This window comes from Anaerobacillus arseniciselenatis (assembly GCF_001865995.1).
In the GTDB taxonomy this organism is placed as follows: domain Bacteria; phylum Bacillota; class Bacilli; order Bacillales; family Anaerobacillaceae; genus Anaerobacillus; species Anaerobacillus arseniciselenatis.
This window is the reverse complement of sequence record NZ_MLQQ01000042.1, coordinates 92,354-119,351: the sequence shown is the minus strand read 5'-3', so window position 1 is coordinate 119,351 and position 26,998 is coordinate 92,354. Positions and strand designations below refer to the sequence as shown.

The following is a 26,998-nucleotide window of genomic DNA, read 5'->3' as shown; positions in this document are numbered from 1 at the left end:
ATTTTACATTCTAAGTTAACCAGCTAAAACTTTAAACTGCGCCTTCACTAATTTATAATACTCTCCTTTTTGCTCCATTAGTTCATCATGATTTCCGGTTTCTAAAATATTGCCCTGTTCTAAAACGATAATGTTATCTGCTTCACGAATCGTTGAAAGTCGATGGGCAATCATAATCGATGTACGATCTTTTAATAACGTTCGTAACGCTTCTTGAATAATTTGTTCCGTCTCGGTATCGATACTCGCTGTTGCCTCATCTAAAATTAAAATTTGCGGATCGGCCAATAAAGCTCTTGCAAATGATAACAGTTGACGCTGCCCTACCGAAAGAATATTACCTCGCTCTTCTACTTCTGTGTGATAGCCATCTTTTAATTGTTCAATAAACTTATTCGCTCCAACCGTTTCACAAGCTTTGATCACTTCCTCATCAGTCGCATCAGGCTTTCCGAAGCGAACGTTGTCGATAATCGTCCCCGAAAAAATAAACGTTTCTTGGAGCACCGTACTGACACGCTGTCGCAAACTATCTAACTTAATATCTTTAATGTTATGACCATCAATTTTTACGCTTCCACTCGTCGCATCATAAAAGCGAGCGACTAAATTAACGATTGTCGTCTTTCCTGAGCCCGTATGTCCAACGAGAGCTACCGTTTGCCCCGCTTTAATTTCTAAATTAATTTTATTTAACGCTTTTCTAGTATCATCATATGAAAATTCAACGTCTTCAAATTGGATTTGCCCCTTCATATCATTTAACGATATTGCGCGTTCACTCTCTTTAACCGACGGCTTTTCATCTAAAAACTCAAAAATTCTTTCGGAAGAAGCCATCCCCACTAGTAATTGGTTATACACTTGCCCGAGCCTTGATATCGGTTCCCAAAACATCCCTAAGTAAAAAGCAAATGAAACGAAGATCCCAATATCAATGACATTTCCTTGGATTAAGGTTACACCATACCAAATTAAAATCGCGGTTCCAATCGCATTGGACATTTCCACAAAAGGACGAAACATCGCATTTTTTTGTGTCGCATCACGCCAAGCTTGAAAATTTTCTTCGTTCATTCCTTTAAAGAAACGAATGTTTTCCTGTTCTTGAGTAAAAGATTGTGTGACACGAATTCCTTGAATGCTTTCATTTAAATGAGAATTAATTTGTGATTGTTTTAAACGAACTAATTGCCATGACCGTCTAATTTTTCGTCTTAAGCCCGTGGAAATTAAAAACATGATTGGCAATATGATCATCACAGCCAACGTTAACTGTGGGCTTAAAAAGAATAAGATGACAATAATTCCAACTAGCATTAATAAATCCATTAATAAATTAATAACCCCGTTCGTAAATAAATCTTGCAACGAGTTTACATCATTTGTAATTCGCACTAAAATCGAGCCTGCGGAACGCTTATCAAAAAACTTATGGCTCAACCGTTGAATATGTTTAAATAAATTTTGCCGCATATCAAAAATGACATATTGTCCAAGTTCATTCATCCAACGAATTCGGTACGTATTCGCGACCCACGACAACAAATAAAGAGCTGCTATTAAGATCACTACTTTCGTTAACGCTTCAGCGTCACGTTCATAAATGACATTATTTAAAGCTACAACCCCAATCAAAATCGGAGTAACTAACCGTACCGCTGTGGATATGACCATCGCCAAAATCGCCAATGGTAATAACTTTTTTGAGTAAGGCTTCATATATCCGAAAAGCCGTAACATTTGCTTCCAATTAAAAGGTTTTTCAATCACTGTATCTATTGCGTAATGAAATCGGTTCCGTCCCCTACTTTCTTCTTGCTGTTTCATACACTCACCTTCTCACTTTCAACATTAAAAACAGTATCACGATCTTTGAATTGAATATTGTATATACGGCGGTAAATACCGATTTTATTCCCTAACAACTGCTCATGAGTACCACGTTCTTTAATTTCTCCATCTTCTAAAACTAAAATTTCATCGGCATGCATTAAGGACGAAATTCGATGCGCGATAATAAAAGTCGTTCTGCCTTTCATCACTTCTAAAAAAGCGACTTGAATTTTTGCCTCAGTTTCCATATCTACAGCACTCGTTGCATCATCTAAAATTAAAATACTCGGATCAATTAAAATCGACCTTGCAATCGCAATTCTTTGTTTTTGCCCTCCAGATAGTCCCATGCCTCGCTCACCAAGAATTGTTTCATAACCATCGGGCAGTTCCATTATAAACTGATGGGCATCCGCTCGCTTTGCAGCATCAATAATTTGTTCTATTGATGCATTCGGTGCTCCATATGAAATGTTATCTCGTATCGAAGAAGAAAATAAAAAGGACTCTTGCAATACAACACCAATATTTTTTCTTAAGGATGTGATTGAATAGTTTTTAATATTTTGCCCGTCAATTAAAATCTCACCGTGATCGGCTTCATAAAAACGAGAGATTAACTGAGTAATGGTTGTTTTTCCAGCACCAGTAGCACCAATCAAACCAATCACCTTGCCAGGCTCAGCATTAAAAGAAATATCTTTCAATGCTACTTCATTTTCATTACTGTTATAAGTGTGTGTGACTCCCTTAAATTGAACATGACCTTTTAATGTTTCAACACTAAGTGGACGTTCATTATTCGCAATATCTTCTTTTTCGTCGAGAACTTCTAAAAGTCGCTCTCCTGAAGCTTTCGATTGTGAAAAAGTATTAATAATGAATCCTAAGTTCATTAGAGGCCCGATAATATACCAAACTAAGCTGAAAAAGGCCACTAATTCACCAGGCGCAAGTTGATTATTAATGACCATAAAACCACCAAAGCCGAGTAATAATACGACACAAATTTGCCCGATAAGTTCCATTAATGGGAAGTATTTTGACCAAATTCCCGCAGTAGTAATGTAGTTATCTTTATAATCTCCGTTTTTATCAACAAACTTCTCAATCTCAAAATCTTCTCTCGATAGTGATTTAACGGTATTCATTCCACTAATATTTTCTTGAACCTTCGTTGTAAGTCTTGCAAAAGATTTACGAATCCCTTTAAAAGCCGGATGAACTTTTTTATCAAAACGATAAACAACAACGATTAAAAAAGGCATTGAAACCATCGTTACAAGAGCTAACGGAACACTAAAATACAGCATAATTCCTAAACTTAAGCTTACAATCAATACTAGATTAATAAGTTGCGCAAATCCGAATGATAAAAAGAAACGGAACCCCTCAACATCCGCAGTTAAACGCGACATGAGATCCCCCGTTTTTGCATTATCATAATATCGAAAAGGTAAATACTGCAATTTCTTATAAAGCTCATTCCTTAATTCGTAAACCGTTTTAATCCCAAATAAATCGCCCATAAATTGGTGAAAGTAAGTCGCTACCCCTTTAACTACCATTAACAAAATAAAACCAAATGCAACATACGGTACTAAGTCATAATTCCCGCTTATAATTACGTCATCAATCGTGATTTTTAAAATAATTGGATAAGCAACCGTGATCGCTGTTACGAAAATCAAAAAGAAGATCGAACCGATAAAATATTTTTTATACGGCCAATAAAATTGTTTAAGCTTAGAAAATGTATTCATAAATGCACCCCCATTATGTATAGTCACTATGTAAGTGAATTTCATAATTACCAAGAATGAGCCACATCACGTAATATATAGTTCGCGAATAGTTTTGACACAACTATGTATTAAGCTTAGTGGCGCGAATAATGAATTATGAAATTCATTGATGTGTTTAAACTTTCGAATCTAGGTATAATAATATTCAGAAAGTATTAAAAATACCGATAATATATAATATATCGGTTTTCGAAATAAATGACTACCCTTAAATTTCGTTATTATTTCGTAAAACTCACTATTTTAGCTCGTTTATTGGAGGTATATTCAATAATTCTGTTAATCCCTCCGTTTTCACTATGCATCTAGTAAAAATGGTTTGTGGCTAGTTGGTTTGTTGGCTAGTGGTTAGTGTTGTGGTTTGTTGGTTTGCGTATCAACAGAATTTTGCATAGTATATGGTGTGACGGACTAGCGACATGAGGATTTTCTATGAAAAAAGGCGGGTGCTTTTGCGAACGAACGTCTGAGATTCGTCAGAAGGTCAAGGTGAAGTGAGGGAAAGCACCCGCTTTTCTATATTAGACGGTGACGGTGTGTCGTCATGCTGGTTTGCTATGAAAAAAGGACTACCCAAAACATTGTCAATTTGTTTTGGGACAGCCCCTGAATTTCTAGTATAAAAACAATTTTTATTAAAATTTGGCAACGGTAATGATGGCGAGGTTATCCAACAATTCGATATTTTTAATCTCTCGAGCTCCTTTTTGCGTAAAATATTGCGATAGCTCATCTGTCGAATAACGGTGTCTACTCGTTGAAATCTTCGACCATTGTAATAATGTTTTTTGTTCGAAGCCAGTGATCCCGTGTTGTTCACAATATCGTTTCGCTTCTTCTTGGCTCATCTTCAACGATGGATTAAGCATGGCAATGACACCATCTTTTTTAGTAACTCTAATCATTTCGTCCATTGCAACTTCAGGCTCAGGAAGTAAAAACAGCACACATGTAGAAACTGTAATATCAAATTCACCTTCACTGAATGGAAGTTCGCAAGCGTCTGCGACGATAAAGCTCGATTTATTTTTACAGCCTTGTGATAAAAATAAATCTTCGCTCGCTTTCACCATTTCTTGAGATAAATCAATTCCAATTACTTGTTTTGCTTCATCTATACCTTTTAAAAGGAAACGACCAGTTCCACAACCTACATCTAAAACGACTTTCCCTTCCCAACTACCAATAAATTGTTTCAATTTTAGGTGAATACTGCTTAACCATGAGGTTGTTGCCATACCATCAAAAAAACGTACGAGTTGATCAAATTCTTCGCCATCCATTTTTCTCATTACCGATTCCCCCTATTTTACTAGCTCAATATTTTAAGAAAGCCAGTCAGTTGATCCAGGGTTTTCACGCCATTTTTTTAACTTTACCATGTCTTCTTGGTTAATAAGTTCAGCATCTTTCGCTACTTCTATTAATGTTAAATAGTCTGTAATTGTATGGTAACTCAATTCAGCTTCTTTTAACTGCGATATACCCTTATTAAGGTCATATGTAAAAATGGCTACGACACCAAGTACATTTACCCCTGCGGCTTTTAAAGCTTCTGCTGTCGTAATGACACTTCCCCCTGTTGAGATTAAATCTTCGACAATGACAACGTTTTGTCCTGCTTTCACAACACCTTCAATTTGGTTTCCTTTTCCATGCTCTTTCGCTTTTCCACGAACATACACCATCGGTAAGTTTAACTGGTCACTAACCCATGCTGCATGTGGAATTCCTGCTGTCGCTGTTCCAGCAATCACCTCAACCTCAGGATAGTGTTTACGAATGAGTTCTTCTAAACCAATCGCAACTTTACGACGAACTAATGGAAAAGAAAGTGTTAAACGGTTATCACAATAAATCGGCGATTTAATTCCTGATGTCCAAGTGAAAGGGGCATTCGGTTGTAAATGTACTGCCCCAATTTCTAATAAATGCTTCGCTAATTGTTGTTTCATACACTTTCGCTCCATTCTCTTTTAATAGTATTTAGTGCCTCATTTGGATTAGGACTTGCGGTAATGCTCCTCCCTACAACGATAAAGTCACTTCCAAGCGTTCGTGCTTCGGCAGGTGTCGTTATTCTTTTTTGATCATTCGCCGAATCTCCCACTAACCTGATTCCTGGTGTGACCGCTAGAAAAGACGAACCACAAGCTTCTTTCACTAAAGGAACCTCTAACGGTGAGGATACAACACCATCTAGACCACTATCTTTTGCGATATTAGCATAGTGAACGACGACGTCCTCAATTTTCCCGTTTATTTTTAACTGTTGTTGCATCACTTCTTCACTAGTACTTGTAAGTTGGGTGACGGCAATACAGCTTGGGCGCTCTTTTCCTGCGCTCGTTCCTTTATCTAGACCTTCCATTGCTCGCTCCATCATCAAACGGCCACCAGCTGCATGGACATTAACGAGATCGACATCAAGGCATGCGAGCGACTGCATTGCTTTAGCGACCGTATTAGGAATATCATGAAGCTTTAAATCTAAAAAGATATGATGGCCTTTATCTTTCAGTTTTTCCAGTAAAGAATTTCCGCAACTATAATAAAGCTCCATTCCGACTTTCACAAACAACTTTTCATGATCAAATTTATTTAAAAGTTCCCATACTTGGTGTTCCTTTGAATAGTCTAAGGCGATAATGATTGGACTTTTACTCATTTCCAGCTGCCTCCTATTAACTCGGAAATATGGGTTACTTCAAGTTCATCAAGCACACTTGGTAATTTGTCGATGATATTAGGGCAAACAAATGGATCGACAAAGTTTGCCGTCCCTACGGCAACCGCACTAGCTCCAGCAAGGAAAAATTCGACGACATCCTCTGCAGTACTTACCCCGCCCATTCCGATAATCGGGATCGAAACAGCTTGACTCACTTGGTGAACCATTCGAATCGCCACTGGTTTCACCGCCGGTCCAGACAATCCGCCAAAACCATTCGCTAAAATCGGTTTGCGTTTTTTTAAGTCAATGCGCATGCCAAGAAGTGTATTAATCATTGATAATCCGTCTGCTCCTGCTTTCTCAACAGCTACTGCCATTTCAACTATGTCCGTAACATTTGGTGAAAGCTTTACGTATACAGGAACATCAGAAACTTCCTTCACCAATTTCGTTAACTCACTAGCTACTTCTGGGTTTGTCCCAAAGGCAATTCCGCCTTCTTTAACGTTCGGACAAGATATATTTAATTCAAGTGCATGAACATTTTGGGCCTTGGAAATTTTTTCAGCAACTTCGATATAATCTTCGATTTTCGAACCAGCAACATTGGCTATAATCGGAACATCATAATTTTCTAGCCAGACTAGTTCGTTTCCTAAAACATGCTCTAACCCTGGATTTTGTAGGCCGATCGCATTTAACATGCCACTTGATGTTTCCGCCACTCGAGGCGTTGGATTACCGAACCTTGTTTCAACGGTAGTCGCTTTAATCGCGATCGCTCCGAGCTTACTTAAATCATAAAGTTTTCCATACTCTTGACCGAATCCAAAGCATCCCGAAGCTGGCATTATCGGGTTTTTCATTGATAGTCCAGGTAACTCCATATTTAATTTGCTCATAGTTCCACCTCTCCGATCGCAAATACAGGACCATCCGTACAAATTTTCTTATATGCATTTCTTGTTGGATCATTTTTCACATGACAAACACAAGCAAAGCAAGCACCAATTCCACAACCCATTCGCTCTTCTAGCGATAAAAAACCTTTCTTTTCAGGGAAACTTTTTTCTATCGCCTTTAACATCGGTGTCGGTCCACATGAATAAATCGTGTCAAAAGAAAGACCTTTTTTATCAATAACATCAATCACCGTTCCAGCCTCACCGTACGTCCCGTCCATTGTCGCTACATACGTTTCTCCTAACTTAGTAAACTTTTCTTCGTAAAAAACGTCATCACTTCCAGCAAAACCGAGTACGTGAATCACTTTCACCCCTGCTGAGACAAGCTGTAAAGATAATTCATAGAGTGGTGGGACACCGATACCTCCACCAATTAAAACCGCAACTTCCCCTCGTTTCGTTCCGTTCAATGAAAAACCATTACCTAAAGGCCCTAATACGGACACTTCTTCACCTGCCTGCTTTAAAGCTAGCATGCTAGTCCCTTTACCTTCTGCACGATAAATGACCGTTAATTCACCTTTTTCTTTATCGATCTTCGCAATACTAATCGGGCGACGCAGTAGAGGATCGGTTCCTTCACTGACTTTCAAGTGAAGGAACTGTCCTTGTGTAGCATAATTTACGAGCTCTGCTCCTTTTAAAACAAGCTCGTATACATCGCTTGCTATTTTCCTTTGCGAAATAATCTCCATATTTGCGACGATCATTGCGTAGTCACCACCGCTTTTTCTTCTTGGAACGATGGCATTGCATCAGCTGCAAATGTAATTAATTCTAAAACTCGTACTAACGCTTCTGCTGTATCCATACTTGTTAAACAAACAACTCCGTTTTCGACTGCTTCACGACGAATTCTAAAGCCGTCTCTTGCTGGTTGTTTTCCTTTTGTTAATGTATTAATTACAAACTGAGCTTCTCCTTGACGGATCACATCTAACATATGGGGCTTTTCGGCACCAATTTTATTTACAACGGTTACCGGTATATTCTCTTCTTGAATTCGTTTTGCTGTTCCTTCGGTAGCTAAAATATGATAGCCAATACGATGGAAACGGCGGATTAATTGTAGTGACTCTTCTTTGTCTTTATCCGCAACAGTAAATAGTACAGACCCATGTGTCGGAATGTTCATTCCTGATGCTACTAATCCTTTATAAAGAGCTTTTTCTATCGAGTAGTCTCGACCCATGACTTCCCCTGTCGACTTCATTTCTGGTCCTAACGTAATATCTACGTCACGAAGTTTTGCAAAAGAGAATACAGGAACTTTTACTGAAACATCACTACTTTCTTTTACGTACCCTGTCTCATAGCCTAAGCTTTGCAAATTAATTCCGAGGATTGCCTTTGTTGCTAAGTTGGCCATCGGAACACCAGTAATTTTACTTAAAAACGGAACTGTACGACTTGAACGTGGGTTTACCTCTAGCACATAAACTTCATCATCGTGTAATACAAACTGGATGTTCAATAATCCAACAATATTTAAACCTCTTGCAAGTTTAATCGTTGTTTCAATGACTTTTTGTTTCGTTTCTTCAGACATACTTTGCGGTGGATATACAGCAATCGAGTCTCCAGAGTGAACGCCGGCTCTTTCAATATGCTCCATGATCCCGGGTATTACGACCGTTTCCCCATCACATATCGCGTCTACTTCAATTTCTTTACCGATTAAATAACGATCTATTAAGACTGGGTGCTTCGGGTTTACTTTTGCTGCATTTTCCATATAACGAAGCAATTCTTCCTCAAAGTAAACAATTTCCATCGCGCGACCACCTAATACATAGGAAGGACGGACTAACACTGGGTAACCAATTTTATTCGCAATTTCAACCGCACCTTCGACACTTGTTGCTGTTCTTCCAAGTGGTTGTAAAACTTGAAGTTCTTGCAATGCTTGTTCAAACTTATCTCGATTTTCTGCGCGATCCATATCTTGTAACGATGTTCCTAAAATCGTTACACCTCTACTTTGTAACTCTTCAGCTAAGTTAATCGCTGTTTGGCCACCGAACTGAACAATAACCCCCGCTGGTTTTTCGTGATTAATGATGTGCATCACATCTTCCACTGCTAATGGTTCAAAGTACAATTTATCTGAGATACTGAAGTCTGTAGAAACTGTTTCAGGATTATTATTGATAATAATCGCTTCATATCCCGCTTCTTTAATGGCTAAAACGGTATGGACAGTGGCATAGTCAAATTCGACACCTTGTCCAATGCGAATTGGTCCTGACCCTAAAACGACAATACTTTTCTTATCAGTGATGATTGACTCATTTTCATCTTCATAAGTTCCATAGTAGTATGGTGTTGCTGACGCAAATTCTGCAGCACACGTATCAACCATTTTATAAACCGGAACAACCCCTTTTTCATAGCGAAACTTATAAACTTCTTCTTCAGTAACATTCCAAAATGTTGCCAAAGCATCATCAGAAAATCCAATTTCTTTCGCTTTTTGAAGGAGTTCTAAATGAAACGGTGCTTTTTTTAGCTTCGTTTCCATTTCAATAATTCCATTCAATTTATTTAAGAAGAAACGATCGATTTTCGTTAACTCCCATAAGCGCTCGACTGTATAGCCACGGCGAAAGCTTTCTGCGACAATAAACAGGCGCTCATCATCTGCTTTTTGAAGGCGATACTCAAGATCTTCTTTAGAGAGAGTTTTATGTTTTTCAATTTCTAAATGTAAGACGTTAGCTTCTAAAGAACGAACAGCCTTCAATAATGACTCTTCTAAATTTCTGCCAATCGCCATCACTTCACCTGTTGCTTTCATTTGCGTTCCAAGCGTACGGTTTGCTGCTTCAAATTTATCAAACGGCCAGCGTGGTATTTTGGAAACGACATAGTCTAAAGCTGGTTCAAAACTAGCATATGTCGTTTTCGTAATCGGGTTCATAATTTCATCTAGCGCATAACCGACCGCTATTTTGGCTGCAATTTTTGCAATTGGGTAGCCTGTAGCTTTCGAAGCTAATGCCGATGAGCGACTTACGCGAGGATTAACCTCAATAATGTAATATTGGTAACTATCAGGATCTAGAGCAAATTGCACGTTACAACCGCCTTCTATTCCAAGGGCACGAATAATTTTTAACGAAGAATTTCGTAACATTTGATACTCACGATCAGATAATGTTTGACTTGGTGCGACCACGATCGAATCACCTGTATGAATTCCGACTGGATCAATGTTTTCCATATTACATACAACAATCGCTCCATCCTTACCGTCACGCATCACTTCATATTCAACTTCTTTGTATCCGGCAATACTTTTTTCTACTAAACATTGCGTAACAGGGCTATATTTTAAGCCACTACTAACAATTTCTATAAGATCGTCCTCGTTATATACGAGACCACCACCTGTTCCCCCTAATGTGTAAGCAGGGCGAACGATAATTGGATAACCAATTTCTTCGACAAATTGATATGCTTCCTCAAGCGTATGAATAATTGCACTATCAGGTACAGGTTCATTTAAATCATTCATAAGTGTACGGAATAAGTCGCGGTCTTCTGCCTGCTCGATCGAGTGAAGTTTCGTTCCTAAAAGTTCAATATTATATTCATCAAGTATTCCTGACTTTTGTAGTTCAACCGCCATATTTAAACCTGTTTGACCACCTAATGTTGGTAACAATCCGTCTGGGCGTTCTTGTCTAATGATACGACTTACAAACTCATACGTAATTGGCTCAATATAAACTTTATCCGCCATTGACGTATCTGTCATTATTGTTGCAGGGTTTGAATTAATTAAAATGACTTCATAACCCTCTTCTTTTAATGACTGACATGCTTGTGTTCCTGCATAATCAAACTCTGCTGCCTGACCAATCACGATCGGTCCTGAACCAATTACTAATATCTTTTTAATATCTTCACGTTTTGGCATATCATTACCCCCTAGCTACAGCTTTTGTTTCGATATTTTTTTTCATTAATTCCATAAACCGTTCAAAAAGTTCATTCGAGTCTTCTGGCCCTGGTGATGCTTCCGGGTGATATTGAACACTAAATGCAGGATGCTCAGTATGTTCAATTCCTTCTACTGTTCCATCATTTACAGCTACGTGCGTTATCGCTAATTTTGTCTTTGCTAGCGACTCGGCTTTTACGGTGAATCCGTGATTTTGCGAAGTAATATCGACTTTACCAGTTACTAATTCCTTTACTGGATGGTTAGAGCCACGATGTCCAAACTTTAATTTTTCAGTTTTAGCTCCACATGCCAGCGCTAAAAGCTGGTGACCTAAACAAATTCCAAAAATCGGTACCTTTCCAATAAGGTCTTTTAATACTGCAACTGCTTCTTGTACATCCATTGGGTCTCCAGGCCCATTACTTAACATAATGCCATCAGGATTCAATCGTAATATCTCTTCACTTTTCGTATTATAAGGGACGACAACAACATCACAGCCACGATTGTTTAGTTCTCTTAAAATCCCTTTTTTCATTCCGAAATCTATTAAAACGACACGATACCCTCTTCCAGGGCTTGCATAAGATTGCTTCGTTGAGACGAGCGAAACTTGATTTTTAATTAATGACATACTTGTTAGTTCATTGACTGTTGCATCGACATCGACTTCCATAGAGCATAGTCTCCCTCGAAGTGTACCGTGCTCGCGGATCATTCTAGTAAGCTTTCTCGTATCGATCCCTTCCAAACCAGGGATATCGTTAGCCTTTAAAAGTTCATCAAGCGTTTCTTCATTTCTCCAGTTACTAGGCTGTTTTGCCGCTTCTTTTACAATTAAACCGTTAATTGAAGGCTTAATAGATTCAAAATCGTCACGATTAATCCCGTAGTTTCCAACTAACGGATAAGTTAATGTAACAATTTGTGCACAATAAGACGGATCTGATAAAATTTCCTGGTACCCAGTCATACCAGTATTGAATACAACCTCTCCTGCCATTTCCTTATCACTTCCGAATGCATGTCCTACAAATACTTCACCGTTTTCTAAAATTAATTGTCTTTTCATTGAACCTCTCCTCCTTTTTTCCAAACAACTTCTCCGTTTACCATTGTAAGTACTGGCCAACCTTTACATTCCCAGTTTACAAAAGGTGTATTTTTTCCTTTTGATAAAAATGTAGTCGGATCTATTTTTTCTACATCATCAAGATTTACTGCAGTAATATCCGCTTTTTTACCAACTTGTATCGTTCCATAAGGCAATTCAAACACTTCGCAAGGCTTTGAAGTTAATAGTGCGACTAATTCGTTTAAAGAAATGATGCCTTTTTCAACGAAATGAGTATATAAAAGTGGGAATGCCGTTTCTAAGCCGACAATGCCAAATGGTGCTAATTCGATCGACTCACTTTTCTCTTCTTCGGAGTGTGGAGCATGGTCTGTAGCAATAAAATCGATCGTTCCATCTAATAAACCTTCAATTAACGCTTTTTTATCTTCAATCCCTCTTAACGGAGGGTTCATTTTAAAATTTGGATCTATCCCTGGAATATCTTCGTCTGACAATAATAAATGATGTGGCGATACTTCTGCAGTTACACGGATGCCTGCTCGCTTTGCGTCACGAACCACTCTAACAGATTCCTTTGTACTAATATGACATACGTGATAATGAACACCCGTGGCTTCTGCTAGCAGCACATCTCGAGCAATATGTACTGATTCACAAACAGAAGGAATTCCTTTGAGCCCAAACCTCTCGGAGAAATCTCCTTCATGTACTGAACCTTTATTAATTAATGTATTTTCTTCACAATGAGCAACAATCGCTTTGCCAACTTTAGCTGCTTCTTTCATAGCATGTAACATCATACTTGCATCCTGTATACCGACACCATCATCCGTAAAAGCAAATGCACCCTCGCCGGCTAACTCTTCAAAGTTTGTTAATTCCTTACCTAACTCACGCACGGTAATCGAAGCATACGGTAAAACTCTCACAGCGGCGGTTTCTTCAATTCTTTGATTCAGCCACTGTAACTGTTCCTTTGAATCTGGAACTGGTCGCGTGTTCGGCATTGCTGCAATCGTTGTGAAGCCACCGCGAGCAGCTGCATTTGTCCCAGTTGTAATCGTTTCTTTATATTCACCACCTGGTTCGCGTAAATGTACGTGAAGATCAACAAAACCTGGAAGGATGATATTTCCGCCTACATTTATAACTTCATGGTTCGCTTCTGGGATTTCACTCTCGATTTTGATAATCACATCTTGCTCAATTAAAATATCTTTATTCTGTAGCGAACCATCTTTTTCAAGTAACTTGCCGTTTTTTAATAATTTAGCCATTAAAAACAACCTCCCCTTTATGTTGTAGTGCAGATTTTAATACTGCTTGTCGAACCGCTACCCCATTAGTCATTTGTTTAAAGATACGAGATCGTTCACATTCAACTAACGAACTCGCAATCTCAACATCACGATTAATCGGGGCTGGGTGCATAATAATACTTTTTTCTTTCATATTCGCTTCTCTAATTTCGGTTAAACCGAAAAGTTGATGATACTCTTCTTTCGATGAAATCATTTTACATGTATGACGCTCGTGCTGAATTCGTAGCATCATCATCACATCAGAGATTTTAACTGCTTCGTCCATCGGAATATAATTACCTTTCGTAATTGCCTCATCCATCCACTGCTTTGGTCCTGAAAAATAAACATTTGCTCCTAATCTTTTTAGTACATCGGCATTAGATCTTGCCACTCGACTATGTCGTATATCTCCTACGATGACGACATTCAATCCTTGAAAGTGTGCAAATTCTTGTTGGATCGTTAACAAATCAAGTAAAGATTGGGTCGGGTGATGACCACAACCGTCACCACCGTTGATGATCGGGATCGATATTCCATTTACTAGTTCATCAAAGTAATGATCTTGTGGATGACGAATGACAACAGCGTTAGCTCCAATTGCCTCAAGCGTCTTTACGGTATCATATAAGGTTTCCCCTTTTTGAACACTCGAAGATTGACTCTCAAAATCAAGTACTTGCAAACCTAACTTTTTCTCAGCTACTTCAAAAGAAAATTTCGTTCTCGTACTCGGTTCAAAAAAGAGATTGGCGACAAATTTATCATTTGTCGGTGTCCATATTTTCCCTTCTGCAAAAAGCTGTGCTTCCAGTAAAATTCCAAGAATTTCTTCATTATGAAGCTCCGTAATCGTCAGTAAATGTCTCATTTCACAGATCTCCTTTCAAGTTAATGAATTTCATAATTCAGTATTATCGCCATTACGTATCTATATGTAATGGCGTTAAGTCGTTCGAAACTACATATAGTTTGATATGGATCATTTTAGGTTTTATGAAATTCACTCAATTCCTAACTGTTTTCGTTTTCTTAGGGTACAAAAAAGCACCCAAATGATTTGATCATAAGGGTGCTCGAAAGAAGAGTAGTATTACTACCCCTAACTTCTGACGATTACACCCTTTTAAGTCTCTCTGTACTTATTTAAAGGATGACTATTATGCTGCTGACTTTTCGTTTCTTTCTTCTTCTAACTCTTCTGCAAACATTGCATTCATATCAACTTTTTCTCTTCCTGGTAATACAAGATTTAATACGATACCGATAATTGTCGCTAAAGCCATTCCTGCAATTTGAATATTATCAGATACTTGAATAAATGCTCCACCGATACCGATGACTAAAATAACTGATGAAATGATTAAGTTACGTTTTTTACCAAAATCAATTTTATTGTCAATTAACATTCTTAATCCACTTGATGCAATAATACCGAATAATAGGATGGAAACACCACCCATTACTGCTGTAGGGATCGTAGAAATTAGTGCAGCAATTTTTCCAACAAAACCGAACATAACAGCCATTACAGCAGCTCCACCGATAACGAAGACACTGTATACACGTGTTAGGGCAATAACTCCAATATTTTCACCGTATGTCGTGTTTGGTGGTCCACCAATGAATGAAGAAATCATTGTTGCTACTCCATCCCCTAAGATCGAGCGATGTAAACCTGGCTTTTTAATAAAGTTCTTACCTACAACTTTACTCAAGACCATTTGATCTCCGATGTGTTCAGAAATCGTTACGACAGCAATTGGCACCATGATCAATAAAATTTCCCATGAAAGTGAAGGTGTATATGTGACGAAAGGAACAATGAAGTCAGGCATTGCAATCCAGGCTGCCTCGCTAATTGGTGTCATATCAACAATCCCTTGAATATAGGCAAACGTATATCCACCAACAATTCCGATTAAAATTGGAATAAGTCCAAAAAATCCTTTAAAAAACATCGATGCTATTACTGTAATAGCTAAAGTTACTAGCGCTACTGTGAAAAGCGTTCCGTTATATTCACCAGTTCCTGGGACGTTCATTGCCATATCAATAGCAACCCCAGCTAAACCTAAACCGATCACCATAATTACAGGACCGACAACGATCGGTGGTAAAATGTTCATTAACCAGTTAACGCCACTCTTTTTTATGAATAATGCGACTAACCCGTATAGTAACCCTGCTACAAAACTTCCAACCATCGCTCCTTCAGGTCCACCAATCGCAGTTGCGGCAATAATTGGCGCAATAAATGCAAATGACGAGCCTAAATACGCTGGAACTTGGCCTCTTGTAATTAATAAGTATGCAAGAGTCCCTAACCCACTAGACACTAAAGCGACTGCAGGGCTCAACCCTACTAAATACGGAACAAGAATAGTTGCTCCAAACATTGCACATAAATGTTGTAAACTTAACACTAACCACTTATCTAATTTTGGTATTTCACGAATTCCTACTTCTTTTGTGTTATTCAATGTAAATCCTCCTCTATTTTTAATACATACAAAAAACCTCTTTGCTACACAAAGAGGTACGGTCTTCTACTTAAAATATACCAAGTGGCACACTTCAAGTTAGAGGAGTATACCCCCTTGCAAGCCTCTCTGGACTCGTTTAAAGGGAGGTTTTCTGTTCAATTGTTACTTCATCAAATTCATCAACTTCATTTAGTTTGACAACAATTTTTTCACTTTTTGATGTTGGGACATTCTTACCAATATAATCAGGTCTTATCGGTAATTCGCGATGCCCTCGATCGATTAAAACTGCTAATTGAATTTGCGATGGTCTACCAAGGTCTATAATCGCATCCAATGCAGCTCTTACGGTTCTACCTGTAAATAAAACATCGTCAACTAAAATTACTTTCTTCTCGCTAACGTCAACAGGGACTGACGTTCCTTTTAAGAGTGGCTCTTTATTTCCATTTTTATGAGATAAATCATCTCGATAAAGTGTAATATCAATTTCACCAACACTGACGTTAGAACCTTCGATTTCAGCAATTCGTTCAGCAAGACGATTAGCAATGTAAATCCCTCTAGTTTTAATTCCTATTAATACACAATTTTCTATCCCTTTATTACGTTCAATAATTTCATGGGCTATTCTTGTCAATGCTCTTCTTACCGCTTGTTCATCCAAAATAACGGTACCCTTTGCCATTTAATCACTTCCTTACATAGCGGTTGTCGTTCTTAGAAAAACTGATCTTTAACACCTTATTTACATTCATCTTAACATTTTACCCACAATTAACTTTCAGAGAATAATAAAACCTCTCACCAGAAGATGAGAGGTTTTTGAGCATACGATAATATCCAGATACACTAAATCTGTACCTGACCGTTCTCTAGTTCCTTCTCAGCCTCTCTGGACTGTAATTAAAGGGAATATTATGTTGTGTTGTGTTCTATTGTATTATTACAAACTTTATTAAAAGTGTCAACGAGAAATTTTACGAATATGATTTAATAAATGTTGGAAGTCTTCAGGTGCCTCTTTTTCGAACACCATTTCTTCACCTGTATCAGGGTGGACAAAACCTAAAACTGCTGCGTGTAAAGCTTGCCCTTCGATAGGGAGTTTTAATGTACGAGAAGGTCCGTATTTCGGATCACCAGCTAGAGGATGGCCAATATATTTCATATGAACACGTATTTGATGGGTTCTTCCAGTCTCAAGTTTACATTCTACAAATGTAAATTCATTGAACCGTTCTATTACGCTGAAATGAGTAACTGCATCGCGACTATTGTCATCAGTAACAGTCATACTTTGGCGATCTTGTTTATCCCTTCCGATAGGTGCATCAATCGTCCCGTGATCATGCGCAATCGAACCATGAACGATCCCTTTATATTTCCTAATTGTTGTTTTCGCTTTTAATTGGTTTACGAGCGAATCATGAGCTTTATCATTTTTAGCCACTACTAAAAGACCAGATGTATCCTTATCGATTCGGTGGACAATCCCAGGTCGTAATATTCCATTAATACCTGATAAATCGTTACAATGAGCCATTAAACCGTTCACAAGCGTACCTGTTAAATGGCCTGGTGCTGGGTGAACAACCATTCCTCTTGGTTTGTTAACGACAAGTAGATGCTGATCTTCATATACAATATCAAGATCCATTTGTTGGGCAACGACATCCAAAGCCTCTGGTTCTGGAACGTTTAAAATAATTTCATCACCGTATTGACACTTATAATTGCTTTTTACATTGTTACCATTTACTGTGATCACGCCATCTTTCATCCACTGCTGTACTTGTGTTCGTGACCATTCGTTTTCACCAGCTGCTAGCCATTTATCTAATCGCTCATTTGCAGCTGTTTCATCAATTAACCATGTATGTTGTTCCATTATTTTTTCTCCCTTGCGTTTCTTTCTTCTAAAAATATTTGTACCATTAAAATCCCTACACCGATCACTAACGCCATATCGGCAACATTAAAAATTGCAAAATCGTATGTGAAAATATAAACATCGATAAAGTCTACAACTTCTCCGCGGAACAACCTGTCAATAAAATTCCCTATTGCCCCACCTAAAACAAGCCCTAAAGATATCCCTAAAAGTTTACTTTCTTTCGCATGCTTATTCATATAGTAAACGACAAACACGACGACAATGACAGTAACGATAAAAAATAACCACATCTGCCCTTGTAATATTCCAAATGCCGCACCTTTGTTACGATGCGAAGTGAAATAAAGTAAATTTTCAATAATCGGAATTTGTTGCCTTAATTCCATTTGCGTGACTACAATCCATTTTGTCCATTGGTCTAAAATTAAAATTATGAGTGCTAGTATGTAGTATTTCACTATTGATCCTCCGCTTCTCCAATGTTGCACATCTCTATAGCATTTTAGCATAGGAGGAGTGGGAGAACAATCTTATTAGTGTAAACATCACTTAACAATGAAAATGAGGGTGTCACATAAGTGTCAGTTCACTAGAGACTTATGCTAAATTAAGGACTGCCCCATAAGTATATGTGTCTGACACTTTATTTTGGGGCAGTGCCATATTTAGTGTCTTAAACGGTGACTAACTCGCACGTTTGTTTAAGACATTCCTTTAATACGTATCGGTTTCTTCATCACTTGCTTCTAGACGGTCGATCTGGTCCATATAATGGTCGTAATGTACATTTCTTTGAATAGCGATATTTTCATCACCTTGATACCCAGCAATACTCGTTGAGGCAAAAGCTTCTAATTCTTCTACATATCCGACAAGCTCTTCCCCACTATCAAGACTTGAACCTTCAAACACCATTGAATTATCGTTAAAGCTAGCTACAGATTGCCAAGCATCTTCCGCATCGAACTCCGTTTCGCGATAGTTATTGTCAAAATTATATTTTTCAAACCCTTTTAAAACATCTTCTTCAACAGGTCGCTCTTTAGCAATAACCTTTTCTTGACTGTATTCAGCTAAGGTTCTCGCTGTCGGCAACGCTTGAAGCCGTTCGATTGGTATTTCTTTACCCGAAACTTCACATTTCCCGTACGTATTATTTTCTATTTTCTCTAAAGCAAGTTCTATGTCTTCATACTGTTGAGTAATGTGTTCAAAAAGAGCAATGTCTTTACCTCTTTCATACGTATCAGTTGCTGTGTCCGCAGGATGATTATCATATTGGGATAACTCTCCTGTAGAAAAAGACATTGTTTTATTTAAATCATAACGATCGACTTCTTTCATTCGTTCTTTTAAGCGGTTTTGTTCAGCAATTAATTGTTGTTTAATGTCATCATATTTACCCATCTTATTGGCCTCCTTTAAAAGATGGCTTCGAACATAGTTTGTCCTGATGAAAGTATCATTAGCCGATACAACAATTAGTAAATAATGCACAATTTGAGTTTTGAGTGGTGAGTTTTGAGTGGTGAGTTTTGAGTGGTGAGTTTTGAGTGGTGAGTTTTGAGTGGTGAGTTTTGAGTGGTGAGTTTTGAGTGGTGAGTTTTGAAAAAGCAAAACGAGGGCTGTTGCCCTGTTTTGCTTTTTCCATTGATTAGCTAAACATTTGCGCTTTTGATTTAAACAAATGCTTAGTTTTCTTTTTACAATATTGATAACTATTTTTAGTAATGATTTTTTACGATGTCGGCACAACTAGAACAAAGTGTTTTATGCTCTGTTTCGCTACCAACGGATTCTGAAACTACCCAGCAACGTTCACATGTTTCACCGCTCGCTTGCTCTACAGCTATAGCTAACGTTTCAAAATGTTCAGCTTCGCTCGGTGCAGATTCTTTACTTCCTACAAGTTCCGCTTTAGATACGATAAACAGTTTTTCTAAATCACCAATTGAAGTAAGAAGTTCTTTTACATCTTCATTTGGATAAAGTTTAATGGCTGCTGTTAATGATTTACCAATTTTCTTTTCATTTCTAGCATTTTCTAACGCCTTTAACACGTCATCACGTAACTCAATGACTTTGTCCCACTTTTCTTCTATAACTTCATCATAAACAGAAGCATCTTCTTCAGGCATATCTGTTAACTGTACACTTTCTTCTTCAACTCCTGAAATAAATGGCCATAATTCATCTGCCGTATGAGAAAGGATTGGTGCCACAAGTTTAGTTAATGACACTAACACATCATACATAACCGTTTGGATAGCACGGCGATTTAATTGCTCTTTATGTTGAATATAAAGCGTGTCTTTAGCAATATCCATATAAAAAGAGCTAAGCTCGATCGAACAGAAATTATGAATTTTATTGTAAACTCCTGCAAATTGATACTGATCATAATTCCCCTTTACTTCTTTAATAAGTTTGTTCAACTTAATTAAAATATAACGATCTAATTCAGGTAATTCCGTTAGAGACACTCGGTCTGTTGCTGGATTAAAGTCGTGTAAATTCCCTAAAAGAAAGCGGAACGTATTACGGATTTTTCGGTACACTTCAGCCACTTGTTTTAAAATTTTATCAGATACGCGCACATCAGCTTGATAATCTACAGAAGCTACCCATAGCCTTAAAATGTCAGCACCTAATTGTTTCATCACGTCGTTAGGGATAACGACATTACCTAATGATTTACTCATCTTTCTGCCATTACCATCTAGAACAAACCCGTGACTTAAGACAGACTTATAAGGAGCTCGACCCGAAACGGCTACTGAAGTTGATAAAGATGAATTGAACCAACCTCGATATTGGTCAGAACCTTCTAAATAGAGGTCTGCAGGTCTTTGTAACTCATCGCGCTCGACTAAAACCGATTGGTGCGAAGATCCTGAATCAAACCAAACATCCATAATGTCAGTTTCTTTCGTAAACTGCCCATTTGGACTTTGCTCAGATGTAAAACCTTCAGGAAGTAAGTCTTTTGCTTCCCATTCAAACCAAATGTTTGAGCCATGTTCTCTAAATAAATTTGAAACATGTTCAATCGTTTCGTCGGTAATAATCGGTTCATTGTCTTCGCCATAAAATACCGGAATCGGAACTCCCCAAGCACGCTGCCTGGAAATACACCAATCTCCACGGTCACGAACCATGTTAAATAATCTCGTTTCTCCCCATCCAGGCACCCAATTAACTTCTTTAATTGATTTTAACAACTGTTCACGGAAGTCTTTAATCGATGCAAACCATTGTGCCGTTGCTCTAAAAATGACCGGCTTCTTTGTACGCCAATCATGTGGATACGAGTGCGTCATAAACGATAGTTTTATTAACGCTCCAGCTTCTTTAAGTTGTTCGGTGATCGGTTTATTAGCAGTATCGTAAAATAACCCTTCAAAGCCAGGAGCTTCCTCTGTAAAAACTCCTTTATCATCGACTGGACAAAGTACTTCTAAGTTATATTTTTGGCCAACGATAAAGTCGTCTTCCCCGTGTCCAGGAGCTGTATGGACACAACCAGTACCAGCTTCTAAAGTAACATGCTCACCGAGAATGACTAAAGATTCACGATCATATAGAGGATGAATAGCTGTAACTCCTTCTAATTCACTACCCTTAATTTTATTTACGACTTCATAGTTTTCCCATTCTAATTCACTTACAAGAGTCTCGAGTAACCCAGAAGCTACTACATATTTTTCACCATTTACTGCCACAACCGAATATTCTAACTCTGGATGTAAGCAAATAGCTAAATTCGCAGGAATTGTCCAAGGAGTTGTCGTCCAAATCACAATTTTTTCATCCCCCGCTAAAACTGATTTCCCATCTTTTACATTAAAGGAAACATAAATTGACGGAGATCGCTTGTCATGATATTCAATTTCTGCTTCAGCAAGTGCAGATTCTGAGGATGGAGACCAGTAAACTGGTTTTTTACCTTTATAAATGTATCCCTTTTTCGCCATTTCTCCGAAAACTTTAATTTGTTGAGCTTCATATTGTTCATCTAGTGTAATGTAAGGATTTTCCCAATCACCACGAACTCCTAGACGCTTAAACTGATCTCGCTGACGATCCACCTGATTTAGGGCATATTCAGCACATTTTTTACGAAACTCAGCGACTGTTAATTCTTTTCGTTTCACTTTTCCACTTTTTGTGAGCGCTGTTTCAATAGGTAAACCGTGCGTGTCCCAGCCTGGTACGTAAGGGGCACAAAAACCAGCCATTGATTTATAACGAACGATAAAATCTTTTAATATTTTATTTAAAGCATGTCCAATATGTATATCTCCATTAGCGTAAGGAGGCCCATCATGTAACACGTATAAAGGGCGATCCTTCGTCCTTTCTTGAACTTTTTCGTAAATATTTAACTCATTCCATTTTTCTTGAACTTGTGGTTCACGATTAGGTAAATTTCCACGCATCGGAAATTCTGTTTTTGGCATTAATAATGTTTCTTTGTAATCCATTCGCTCTTCCTCCAACTATATAATTTTAGAAAAATAAAAAACCTTCTCTCCCAATAAAGGGACGAGAAGGTTTACCCGCGGTACCACCCTAATAAACAGTTTTTTGTACTGTTCACTTTTAATCCGTAACGTGAATGACTCGTCACAGCCTACTTAAAACTTTGCAAATTAAACGCTAAAAGTATTGTTCGGTGTGAGGCTTAAGGGTGATTTTCCTATTTTACAACTTCTTACCAGGCTTGCACCGTCCCTGATTCGCTAAAAAAGAACTTGTAAAAGTACTGTCCCTGTCTTCGCCTTTTTATAATTAATCGTATTATATGAAAAATTAAATGGAACGTCAAGCAGCTGATTAACTCTCTCTTACAAATTCATTTGTTTCATCAGCTTTACTTATATCTTCCCAATCATCACTTCCGAGCATTTCAAGTTGCGCCTCGATCAACATCTTGAATCTCATCTTATATACGGAAGCTTGTTTCTTTAACTCTTCAATTTCTAATGCAATTTTTCTTGATTTTGACAACGAATCATTAATAATACGATCCGCATTTTTTTCTGCTTCTTTAATGATAAGTTGCGCTTCTTTTTGTGCATTTCTCTTAACTTCTTCACCAGTTTCTTGTGCAATTAATATCGATTTATTAAGTGTTGATTCTATATTTGAAAAATGAGCTAATTTTTCATCAAGTTCTGCTACTTTATCAGCAAGCTCCTTTTTTTCCCGAAGGACGATCTCATAATCTTTAATTACTTGATCAAGAAACTCGTTTACCTCATCTTCATCATACCCACGAAAACCTCTATTAAATTCTTTATTATGAATATCCAATGGTGTTAAAGGCATTGATTTGCCACCTCCAAAATTAATCAAAATTTAAAACGAAGTACTAATATAGTAGCTAATTCGACATAAATAGAGAAGTTCCTGCTAATGCGACAACTATTTTCGTAAACCTACAGAAATTCTCCATTTATCTTTTTTAGTTTTCCCTAAGGTACATATAAGTTTACTTCTGCCTAAGCCACGTACTGATAAATAATCTCCATCTTCAAGCTGGAAAGCTGCTTGTTCGACCGTTTTCCAGTTTACTTTTACCCTTTTGTTTTCTATGAACGGGGCTATTTTAGAGCGAGATAATTGATATATCTCTGAAAGAACCACATCAAGACGTAATGAACTAACGGTGATCGTTTTTTCTATCCACTCTTCGTTCACAATTACTAAGCCTGAAAGTGGAATACTCTCCAACCTTATCGACGCTCGTCCAACATTTTGAAGGTTAGCTTCAATATAACTACTTATTTCGGAAGCAACAACAATCTGAACATTTTCTTCTTGTATATATATGTCACCAAACTTTTCTCTTTTTAAACCTAAACTCATCATAGACCCTAATAAATCACGGTGTGATAATTGCACAAATTTGTTCGCATAATGAACTTGAAAGGCTACTAACTGATAATCTTTTATATTCGGTTCAATATATGAAGGATATATAAAAGCCCGTTTCCGTTCTGCATTTATAGTGCCCCCTGAAAACTGTATGTGAACATCTTGGCCTTGTCCAATAATACTTGAGGCAATTTGCTGCTGCCTAGGATCCAAAAAGTCAGTTAATTTATGTACGAAACGGTCATTTGTAAATTCCTTCCAACCTACTACTTGATCAACAAATGATCGTTCTTCTGGTCGGAAGTGATCATAAATAGTCATACATATTCAACCCTTTTAAAACATTGAGAAGATTGCACTTACACCGTACGTAGCAAAACGTAATGCAATAATTGCCACGATTGGAGAAATATCGATCATTCCTAATGGTGGAATAATTTTTCTAAACGGCGCTAAATAAGGTTCAACAATCGACCCGATAAATTGACCAATCGATGATTCTCTAGCATTCGGAAACCATGACATTAAAATATACGCAATTACTACCCAAGAATATAAATACAAAAGTTGAATTATAATACCCTCGATCATACCCATTTTCTACCACCTACTTAATTAATATTTATTCAGAAAGAATATCCGAAATTGTTCCTGCAACATCAACGTTATCAGGAGTACAGAGAAAAATATTTTCTCCTAACTTTTGAATATCCCCTCCTATAGCATACACTGTTCCACTTAAAAAATCGACAATTCGTTTTCCTTGTTCATGCCCAATTCGTTGCAAATTAATGACTACAGCTTTACGATTTTTAAGATGATCTGCGATATCTTGGACTTCTTCATACGTTTTTGGCTCAATTATCATTACTTTTGTGGACTTTTGCACACTTTGAATACTAACGACATTTTGTTTTTCTATTTTTTTTTCTTGATTTCGTGGTAAATATTCTTCATCAATATCAATGGAGTTTTCTTTAGCCACTGACTCTTCATCTTCTAGTTCAAAAAAACGCTTAAATTTAGCTTTTAAGCTCATTTCATTCTCTCCCTTTAAACCTTAATTTATAATCCGTAAGTTTCAAAAAGAAGTATACACAATCTTTTTAGACTAAGACTAAGCAAGGCTTAATTAATTGCGTCACGCACTTTAATAAGTCTTAATTATAAATTTTTAATTTTTAAATTTCTTTCCCCACTAACGAAGTTCCGAGCCTTATAAAAGTTGCTCCCTCTTCGACAGCAATTTGATAGTCATTCGACATTCCCATAGAAAGTTCTGTACACGGGGCGAAACTTAAACGAAGGGCTTGTACATCTTTTTGGACTTGTTTAAGCCGTTGAAAATATTGTCTAGTTTCTTCAGGTTCTTCCACATATGGAGCCATCGTCATTAAACCAACAACTTCAATTAGTGAGTATTGTTCTACTGTTTTAATAAAATCAATCACTTCAGTAGCTGCTATGCCGTGTTTTGTTTCTTCGCCAGAAACATTTACTTGCACAAAGCATTTAACTTTTTTGGTAGCTCGTTTCTGTATTTCTTTTGCCAGTGACAGTCGGTCAAGAGAGTGAATATAATCAAATTTTTCAATCATTTCTTTGACTTTCCGGGATTGAAGAGTACCAATGAAATGCCACGTTCCTTTTCCTTCTAGCACTTGCCACTTTCGGTTACCTTCTTCTACCCTATTTTCCCCAATATGTGCTATGCCTGCATCTATTGCCTCAAGTGCCCTCTCATCACTCACATATTTCGTCACAGCGATAATCTTAACGCTGTTTACATCTCTTTGAACTCGTTGACAGGCCCGCTCAATGTCCTGTTGAATTGTTTCTAAATTCTCTTTTACTGTCAACGTAAATACCTCCTTTATTTCATTCCAATAAAACTCATCATTCTTCCTGTTCGTTCTTGGCGACGATATGAAAAAAACAGCTCACTTTCATTAAAAGTGCATAAATTAGAAACAAATATATGATCTTCTCTTATTCCTGCCTCTATAAGTAACTGTTTATTTAGTTGCTTTAAGTCTAATAAATATTTATTATTTCCAATTTCTTTGTACGATAAATCATTTGAGCTCGTGATAACATCGTTTACTTTATCAATTACGTAATGATCTACTTCATAATTTTGTTGTGAAATGGACGGACCAATAGCGACGTAAATCGATTGTAAAGGAATGTTTTCATTGTCAGACCAAATGCGGATCATATTTGGACCAATTTTGGCAACTGTACCTTTCCAGCCTGCATGAGCTAAACCGACCGTACTGTATATCGGAGAAAAAAAGTAAAGAGGAACACAATCCGCATAAAGACTTGCCAAAAGAATATTTTTCTCTGTCGTATACATTCCATCCGTACCTTTAATCGCATCATTCATGTGTAATGTACCGCTTCCACAATCAGCTTCTTTCACCTTTTTTATCTTATTGCCATGTACTTGCTCAGAGAATACCCATCGATCCAATGGAAATTCAATGTCATTTGCCAATTTTTTACGATTTCCAATAACTTTATCACACTCATCATCGACATGAAGGCCAAGATTTAACGAAGCGTATGGATTAAGACTATACCCACTTTTTCTCGTTGAAAATCCGACTACCGGACTATTTTCTAGCTGTCCGAACGGTTTTATCGTTAAATTATTTTGATTTTGTAAAACAAAAGGCTCATTTTGCACTAAGGACACTTCCCTACACCATTTTATAAACTAAAAAGCTAGTCTACATAGCTTAATTAACGCAATCTTTTTCTACAGCGAGTTACTTTATTCTAACATATTTTTCTATTTACAAATAGACTTTGTTCGTTTTAATCTTCTAGTCGAACGAGTATCACATCTGAACCAATTTTAATAATATTTTTCCATGGAATCACGACCTCTGTTTCTCTTCCTCCTAAAAAGGTAAGCATTTTCCCTGTTCCACCAATAATGATAGAATCAACCATTCCTGTATCTAAATTAATATCTAAATCTCCAATATGACCTAACACTTTCCCATCCGACACATTAACAATTTCCTTAGCTTGAATATCAGAAATCTTTAACATAATATCTTCCCTCCAATTCAATTGATTGTAATACATATATATGTACTAGCGCTCGATATAT

Annotated in this window: 25 protein-coding genes and 1 other annotated feature; all 25 genes read right to left on the bottom strand. The window is 37.4% G+C overall.

Going from position 1 to position 26,998, the window contains the following annotated elements:
• Positions 1 to 15 precede the first annotated feature (15 nt).
• On the bottom strand, positions 16 to 1,830 hold the full coding sequence (locus BKP35_RS15255; RefSeq protein ID WP_071314230.1) for an ABC transporter ATP-binding protein: 1,815 nt from the start codon (positions 1,828 to 1,830) through the stop codon (positions 16 to 18).
• On the bottom strand, positions 1,827 to 3,599 hold the full coding sequence (locus tag BKP35_RS15250; protein ID WP_071314229.1) for an ABC transporter ATP-binding protein: 1,773 nt from the start codon (positions 3,597 to 3,599) through the stop codon (positions 1,827 to 1,829). The genes BKP35_RS15255 and BKP35_RS15250 overlap by 4 nt, the downstream gene beginning before the upstream one ends.
• A gap of 677 nt (positions 3,600 to 4,276) precedes the next feature.
• Positions 4,277 to 4,933 carry a class I SAM-dependent methyltransferase gene (locus BKP35_RS15245; protein ID WP_071314228.1) on the bottom strand — a complete coding sequence of 219 codons (657 nt, stop codon included), beginning with the start codon at positions 4,931 to 4,933 and terminating at the stop codon, positions 4,277 to 4,279.
• Positions 4,934 to 4,966: 33 nt separating this feature from the next.
• Positions 4,967 to 5,596, bottom strand: coding sequence for an orotate phosphoribosyltransferase (pyrE, locus tag BKP35_RS15240; RefSeq protein WP_071314227.1), 630 nt, complete (start codon positions 5,594 to 5,596; stop codon positions 4,967 to 4,969).
• Positions 5,593 to 6,309 (bottom strand): orotidine-5'-phosphate decarboxylase, encoded by a 717-nt coding sequence (gene pyrF / locus BKP35_RS15235; protein WP_071314226.1) that lies wholly within the window; start codon positions 6,307 to 6,309, stop codon positions 5,593 to 5,595. The genes pyrE and pyrF overlap by 4 nt, the downstream gene beginning before the upstream one ends.
• Entirely contained in the window at positions 6,306 to 7,217 is a 912-nt protein-coding gene (locus BKP35_RS15230) for a dihydroorotate dehydrogenase (RefSeq protein WP_071314225.1), read from the bottom strand. The genes pyrF and BKP35_RS15230 overlap by 4 nt, the downstream gene beginning before the upstream one ends.
• Entirely contained in the window at positions 7,214 to 7,990 is a 777-nt protein-coding gene (locus BKP35_RS15225; protein WP_071314224.1) for a dihydroorotate dehydrogenase electron transfer subunit, read from the bottom strand. The genes BKP35_RS15230 and BKP35_RS15225 overlap by 4 nt, the downstream gene beginning before the upstream one ends.
• The gene (carB, locus tag BKP35_RS15220; RefSeq protein WP_071314223.1) at positions 7,987 to 11,202 is read right to left on the bottom strand and encodes a carbamoyl-phosphate synthase large subunit; all 3,216 of its coding nucleotides are present in this window, start codon (positions 11,200 to 11,202) and stop codon (positions 7,987 to 7,989) included. The genes BKP35_RS15225 and carB overlap by 4 nt, the downstream gene beginning before the upstream one ends.
• A gap of 4 nt (positions 11,203 to 11,206) precedes the next feature.
• Positions 11,207 to 12,301 (bottom strand): carbamoyl phosphate synthase small subunit, encoded by a 1,095-nt coding sequence (locus BKP35_RS15215; RefSeq protein WP_071314222.1) that lies wholly within the window; start codon positions 12,299 to 12,301, stop codon positions 11,207 to 11,209.
• Positions 12,298 to 13,584 carry a dihydroorotase gene (locus tag BKP35_RS15210; protein WP_071314221.1) on the bottom strand — a complete coding sequence of 429 codons (1,287 nt, stop codon included), beginning with the start codon at positions 13,582 to 13,584 and terminating at the stop codon, positions 12,298 to 12,300. Before BKP35_RS15210 ends, BKP35_RS15215 begins: the two co-directional genes overlap by 4 nt.
• Complete coding sequence (locus tag BKP35_RS15205) at positions 13,577 to 14,482, bottom strand: aspartate carbamoyltransferase catalytic subunit (RefSeq protein ID WP_071314220.1); 906 nt, start codon at positions 14,480 to 14,482, stop codon at positions 13,577 to 13,579. Before BKP35_RS15205 ends, BKP35_RS15210 begins: the two co-directional genes overlap by 8 nt.
• 289 nt (positions 14,483 to 14,771) lie before the next feature.
• Positions 14,772 to 16,094, bottom strand: coding sequence for a uracil permease (uraA, locus tag BKP35_RS15200; protein ID WP_071314219.1), 1,323 nt, complete (start codon positions 16,092 to 16,094; stop codon positions 14,772 to 14,774).
• Between the two features lie 139 nt (positions 16,095 to 16,233).
• Positions 16,234 to 16,785 carry a bifunctional pyr operon transcriptional regulator/uracil phosphoribosyltransferase PyrR gene (gene pyrR / locus BKP35_RS15195; protein WP_071314218.1) on the bottom strand — a complete coding sequence of 184 codons (552 nt, stop codon included), beginning with the start codon at positions 16,783 to 16,785 and terminating at the stop codon, positions 16,234 to 16,236.
• 279 nt (positions 16,786 to 17,064) lie between these two features.
• Entirely contained in the window at positions 17,065 to 17,988 is a 924-nt protein-coding gene (locus BKP35_RS15190; RefSeq protein ID WP_071314217.1) for an RluA family pseudouridine synthase, read from the bottom strand.
• Positions 17,988 to 18,452: a signal peptidase II gene (gene lspA, locus BKP35_RS15185; protein ID WP_071314216.1), complete on the bottom strand. Its 465-nt coding sequence runs from the start codon at positions 18,450 to 18,452 to the stop codon at positions 17,988 to 17,990. Before lspA ends, BKP35_RS15190 begins: the two co-directional genes overlap by 1 nt.
• 256 nt (positions 18,453 to 18,708) lie before the next feature.
• Positions 18,709 to 19,401, bottom strand: a complete 693-nt coding sequence (locus BKP35_RS15180; RefSeq protein WP_071314215.1) for a TraR/DksA C4-type zinc finger protein — start codon at positions 19,399 to 19,401, stop codon at positions 18,709 to 18,711.
• 58 nt (positions 19,402 to 19,459) lie between these two features.
• Entirely contained in the window at positions 19,460 to 19,645 is a 186-nt protein-coding gene (locus tag BKP35_RS19675; RefSeq protein WP_169819241.1) for a hypothetical protein, read from the bottom strand.
• 73 nt (positions 19,646 to 19,718) lie between these two features.
• The gene (gene ileS, locus BKP35_RS15175; RefSeq protein ID WP_071314214.1) at positions 19,719 to 22,478 is read right to left on the bottom strand and encodes an isoleucine--tRNA ligase; all 2,760 of its coding nucleotides are present in this window, start codon (positions 22,476 to 22,478) and stop codon (positions 19,719 to 19,721) included.
• Between the two features lie 54 nt (positions 22,479 to 22,532).
• Positions 22,533 to 22,781, bottom strand: a binding site (T-box leader).
• 49 nt (positions 22,782 to 22,830) lie between these two features.
• Positions 22,831 to 23,325, bottom strand: coding sequence for a DivIVA domain-containing protein (locus tag BKP35_RS15170; protein WP_071314213.1), 495 nt, complete (start codon positions 23,323 to 23,325; stop codon positions 22,831 to 22,833).
• Between the two features lie 96 nt (positions 23,326 to 23,421).
• The gene (locus tag BKP35_RS15165; RefSeq protein WP_071314212.1) at positions 23,422 to 24,195 is read right to left on the bottom strand and encodes a YlmH family RNA-binding protein; all 774 of its coding nucleotides are present in this window, start codon (positions 24,193 to 24,195) and stop codon (positions 23,422 to 23,424) included.
• Positions 24,196 to 24,210: 15 nt separating this feature from the next.
• Entirely contained in the window at positions 24,211 to 24,471 is a 261-nt protein-coding gene (locus BKP35_RS15160) for a YggT family protein (RefSeq protein ID WP_071314211.1), read from the bottom strand.
• Between the two features lie 25 nt (positions 24,472 to 24,496).
• On the bottom strand, positions 24,497 to 24,913 hold the full coding sequence (locus tag BKP35_RS15155; RefSeq protein WP_071314210.1) for a cell division protein SepF: 417 nt from the start codon (positions 24,911 to 24,913) through the stop codon (positions 24,497 to 24,499).
• A gap of 142 nt (positions 24,914 to 25,055) precedes the next feature.
• Positions 25,056 to 25,733, bottom strand: a complete 678-nt coding sequence (locus tag BKP35_RS15150; protein WP_071314209.1) for a YggS family pyridoxal phosphate-dependent enzyme — start codon at positions 25,731 to 25,733, stop codon at positions 25,056 to 25,058.
• A 14-nt stretch (positions 25,734 to 25,747) separates the two neighbouring features.
• Positions 25,748 to 26,566, bottom strand: coding sequence for a peptidoglycan editing factor PgeF (gene pgeF / locus BKP35_RS15145; protein WP_071314208.1), 819 nt, complete (start codon positions 26,564 to 26,566; stop codon positions 25,748 to 25,750).
• 131 nt (positions 26,567 to 26,697) lie between these two features.
• The gene (locus BKP35_RS15140) at positions 26,698 to 26,937 is read right to left on the bottom strand and encodes a YlmC/YmxH family sporulation protein (RefSeq protein ID WP_071314207.1); all 240 of its coding nucleotides are present in this window, start codon (positions 26,935 to 26,937) and stop codon (positions 26,698 to 26,700) included.
• Between the last annotated feature and the right edge of the window lie 61 nt (positions 26,938 to 26,998).

Bases quoted from the DNA above. Each gene is read 5' to 3' on its own strand.
- BKP35_RS15255 (WP_071314230.1), bottom strand. From the start codon at position 1,830: ATGAAACAGCAAGAAGAAAGTAGGGGACGGAACCGATTTCATTACGCA.
- BKP35_RS15250 (WP_071314229.1), bottom strand. From the start codon at position 3,599: ATGAATACATTTTCTAAGCTTAAACAATTTTATTGGCCGTATAAAAAA.
- BKP35_RS15245 (WP_071314228.1), bottom strand. From the start codon at position 4,933: ATGAGAAAAATGGATGGCGAAGAATTTGATCAACTCGTACGTTTTTTT.
- pyrE (WP_071314227.1), bottom strand. From the start codon at position 5,596: ATGAAACAACAATTAGCGAAGCATTTATTAGAAATTGGGGCAGTACAT.
- pyrF (WP_071314226.1), bottom strand. From the start codon at position 6,309: ATGAGTAAAAGTCCAATCATTATCGCCTTAGACTATTCAAAGGAACAC.
- BKP35_RS15230 (WP_071314225.1), bottom strand. From the start codon at position 7,217: ATGAGCAAATTAAATATGGAGTTACCTGGACTATCAATGAAAAACCCG.
- BKP35_RS15225 (WP_071314224.1), bottom strand. From the start codon at position 7,990: ATGATCGTCGCAAATATGGAGATTATTTCGCAAAGGAAAATAGCAAGC.
- carB (WP_071314223.1), bottom strand. From the start codon at position 11,202: ATGCCAAAACGTGAAGATATTAAAAAGATATTAGTAATTGGTTCAGGA.
- BKP35_RS15215 (WP_071314222.1), bottom strand. From the start codon at position 12,301: ATGAAAAGACAATTAATTTTAGAAAACGGTGAAGTATTTGTAGGACAT.
- BKP35_RS15210 (WP_071314221.1), bottom strand. From the start codon at position 13,584: ATGGCTAAATTATTAAAAAACGGCAAGTTACTTGAAAAAGATGGTTCG.
- BKP35_RS15205 (WP_071314220.1), bottom strand. From the start codon at position 14,482: ATGAGACATTTACTGACGATTACGGAGCTTCATAATGAAGAAATTCTT.
- pyrR (WP_071314218.1), bottom strand. From the start codon at position 16,785: ATGGCAAAGGGTACCGTTATTTTGGATGAACAAGCGGTAAGAAGAGCA.
- BKP35_RS15190 (WP_071314217.1), bottom strand. From the start codon at position 17,988: ATGGAACAACATACATGGTTAATTGATGAAACAGCTGCAAATGAGCGA.
- BKP35_RS15180 (WP_071314215.1), bottom strand. From the start codon at position 19,401: ATGGGTAAATATGATGACATTAAACAACAATTAATTGCTGAACAAAAC.
- BKP35_RS19675 (WP_169819241.1), bottom strand. From the start codon at position 19,645: ATGGAAAAAGCAAAACAGGGCAACAGCCCTCGTTTTGCTTTTTCAAAA.
- ileS (WP_071314214.1), bottom strand. From the start codon at position 22,478: ATGGATTACAAAGAAACATTATTAATGCCAAAAACAGAATTTCCGATG.
- BKP35_RS15170 (WP_071314213.1), bottom strand. From the start codon at position 23,325: ATGCCTTTAACACCATTGGATATTCATAATAAAGAATTTAATAGAGGT.
- BKP35_RS15165 (WP_071314212.1), bottom strand. From the start codon at position 24,195: ATGACTATTTATGATCACTTCCGACCAGAAGAACGATCATTTGTTGAT.
- BKP35_RS15160 (WP_071314211.1), bottom strand. From the start codon at position 24,471: ATGGGTATGATCGAGGGTATTATAATTCAACTTTTGTATTTATATTCT.
- BKP35_RS15155 (WP_071314210.1), bottom strand. From the start codon at position 24,913: ATGAGCTTAAAAGCTAAATTTAAGCGTTTTTTTGAACTAGAAGATGAA.
- BKP35_RS15140 (WP_071314207.1), bottom strand. From the start codon at position 26,937: ATGTTAAAGATTTCTGATATTCAAGCTAAGGAAATTGTTAATGTGTCG.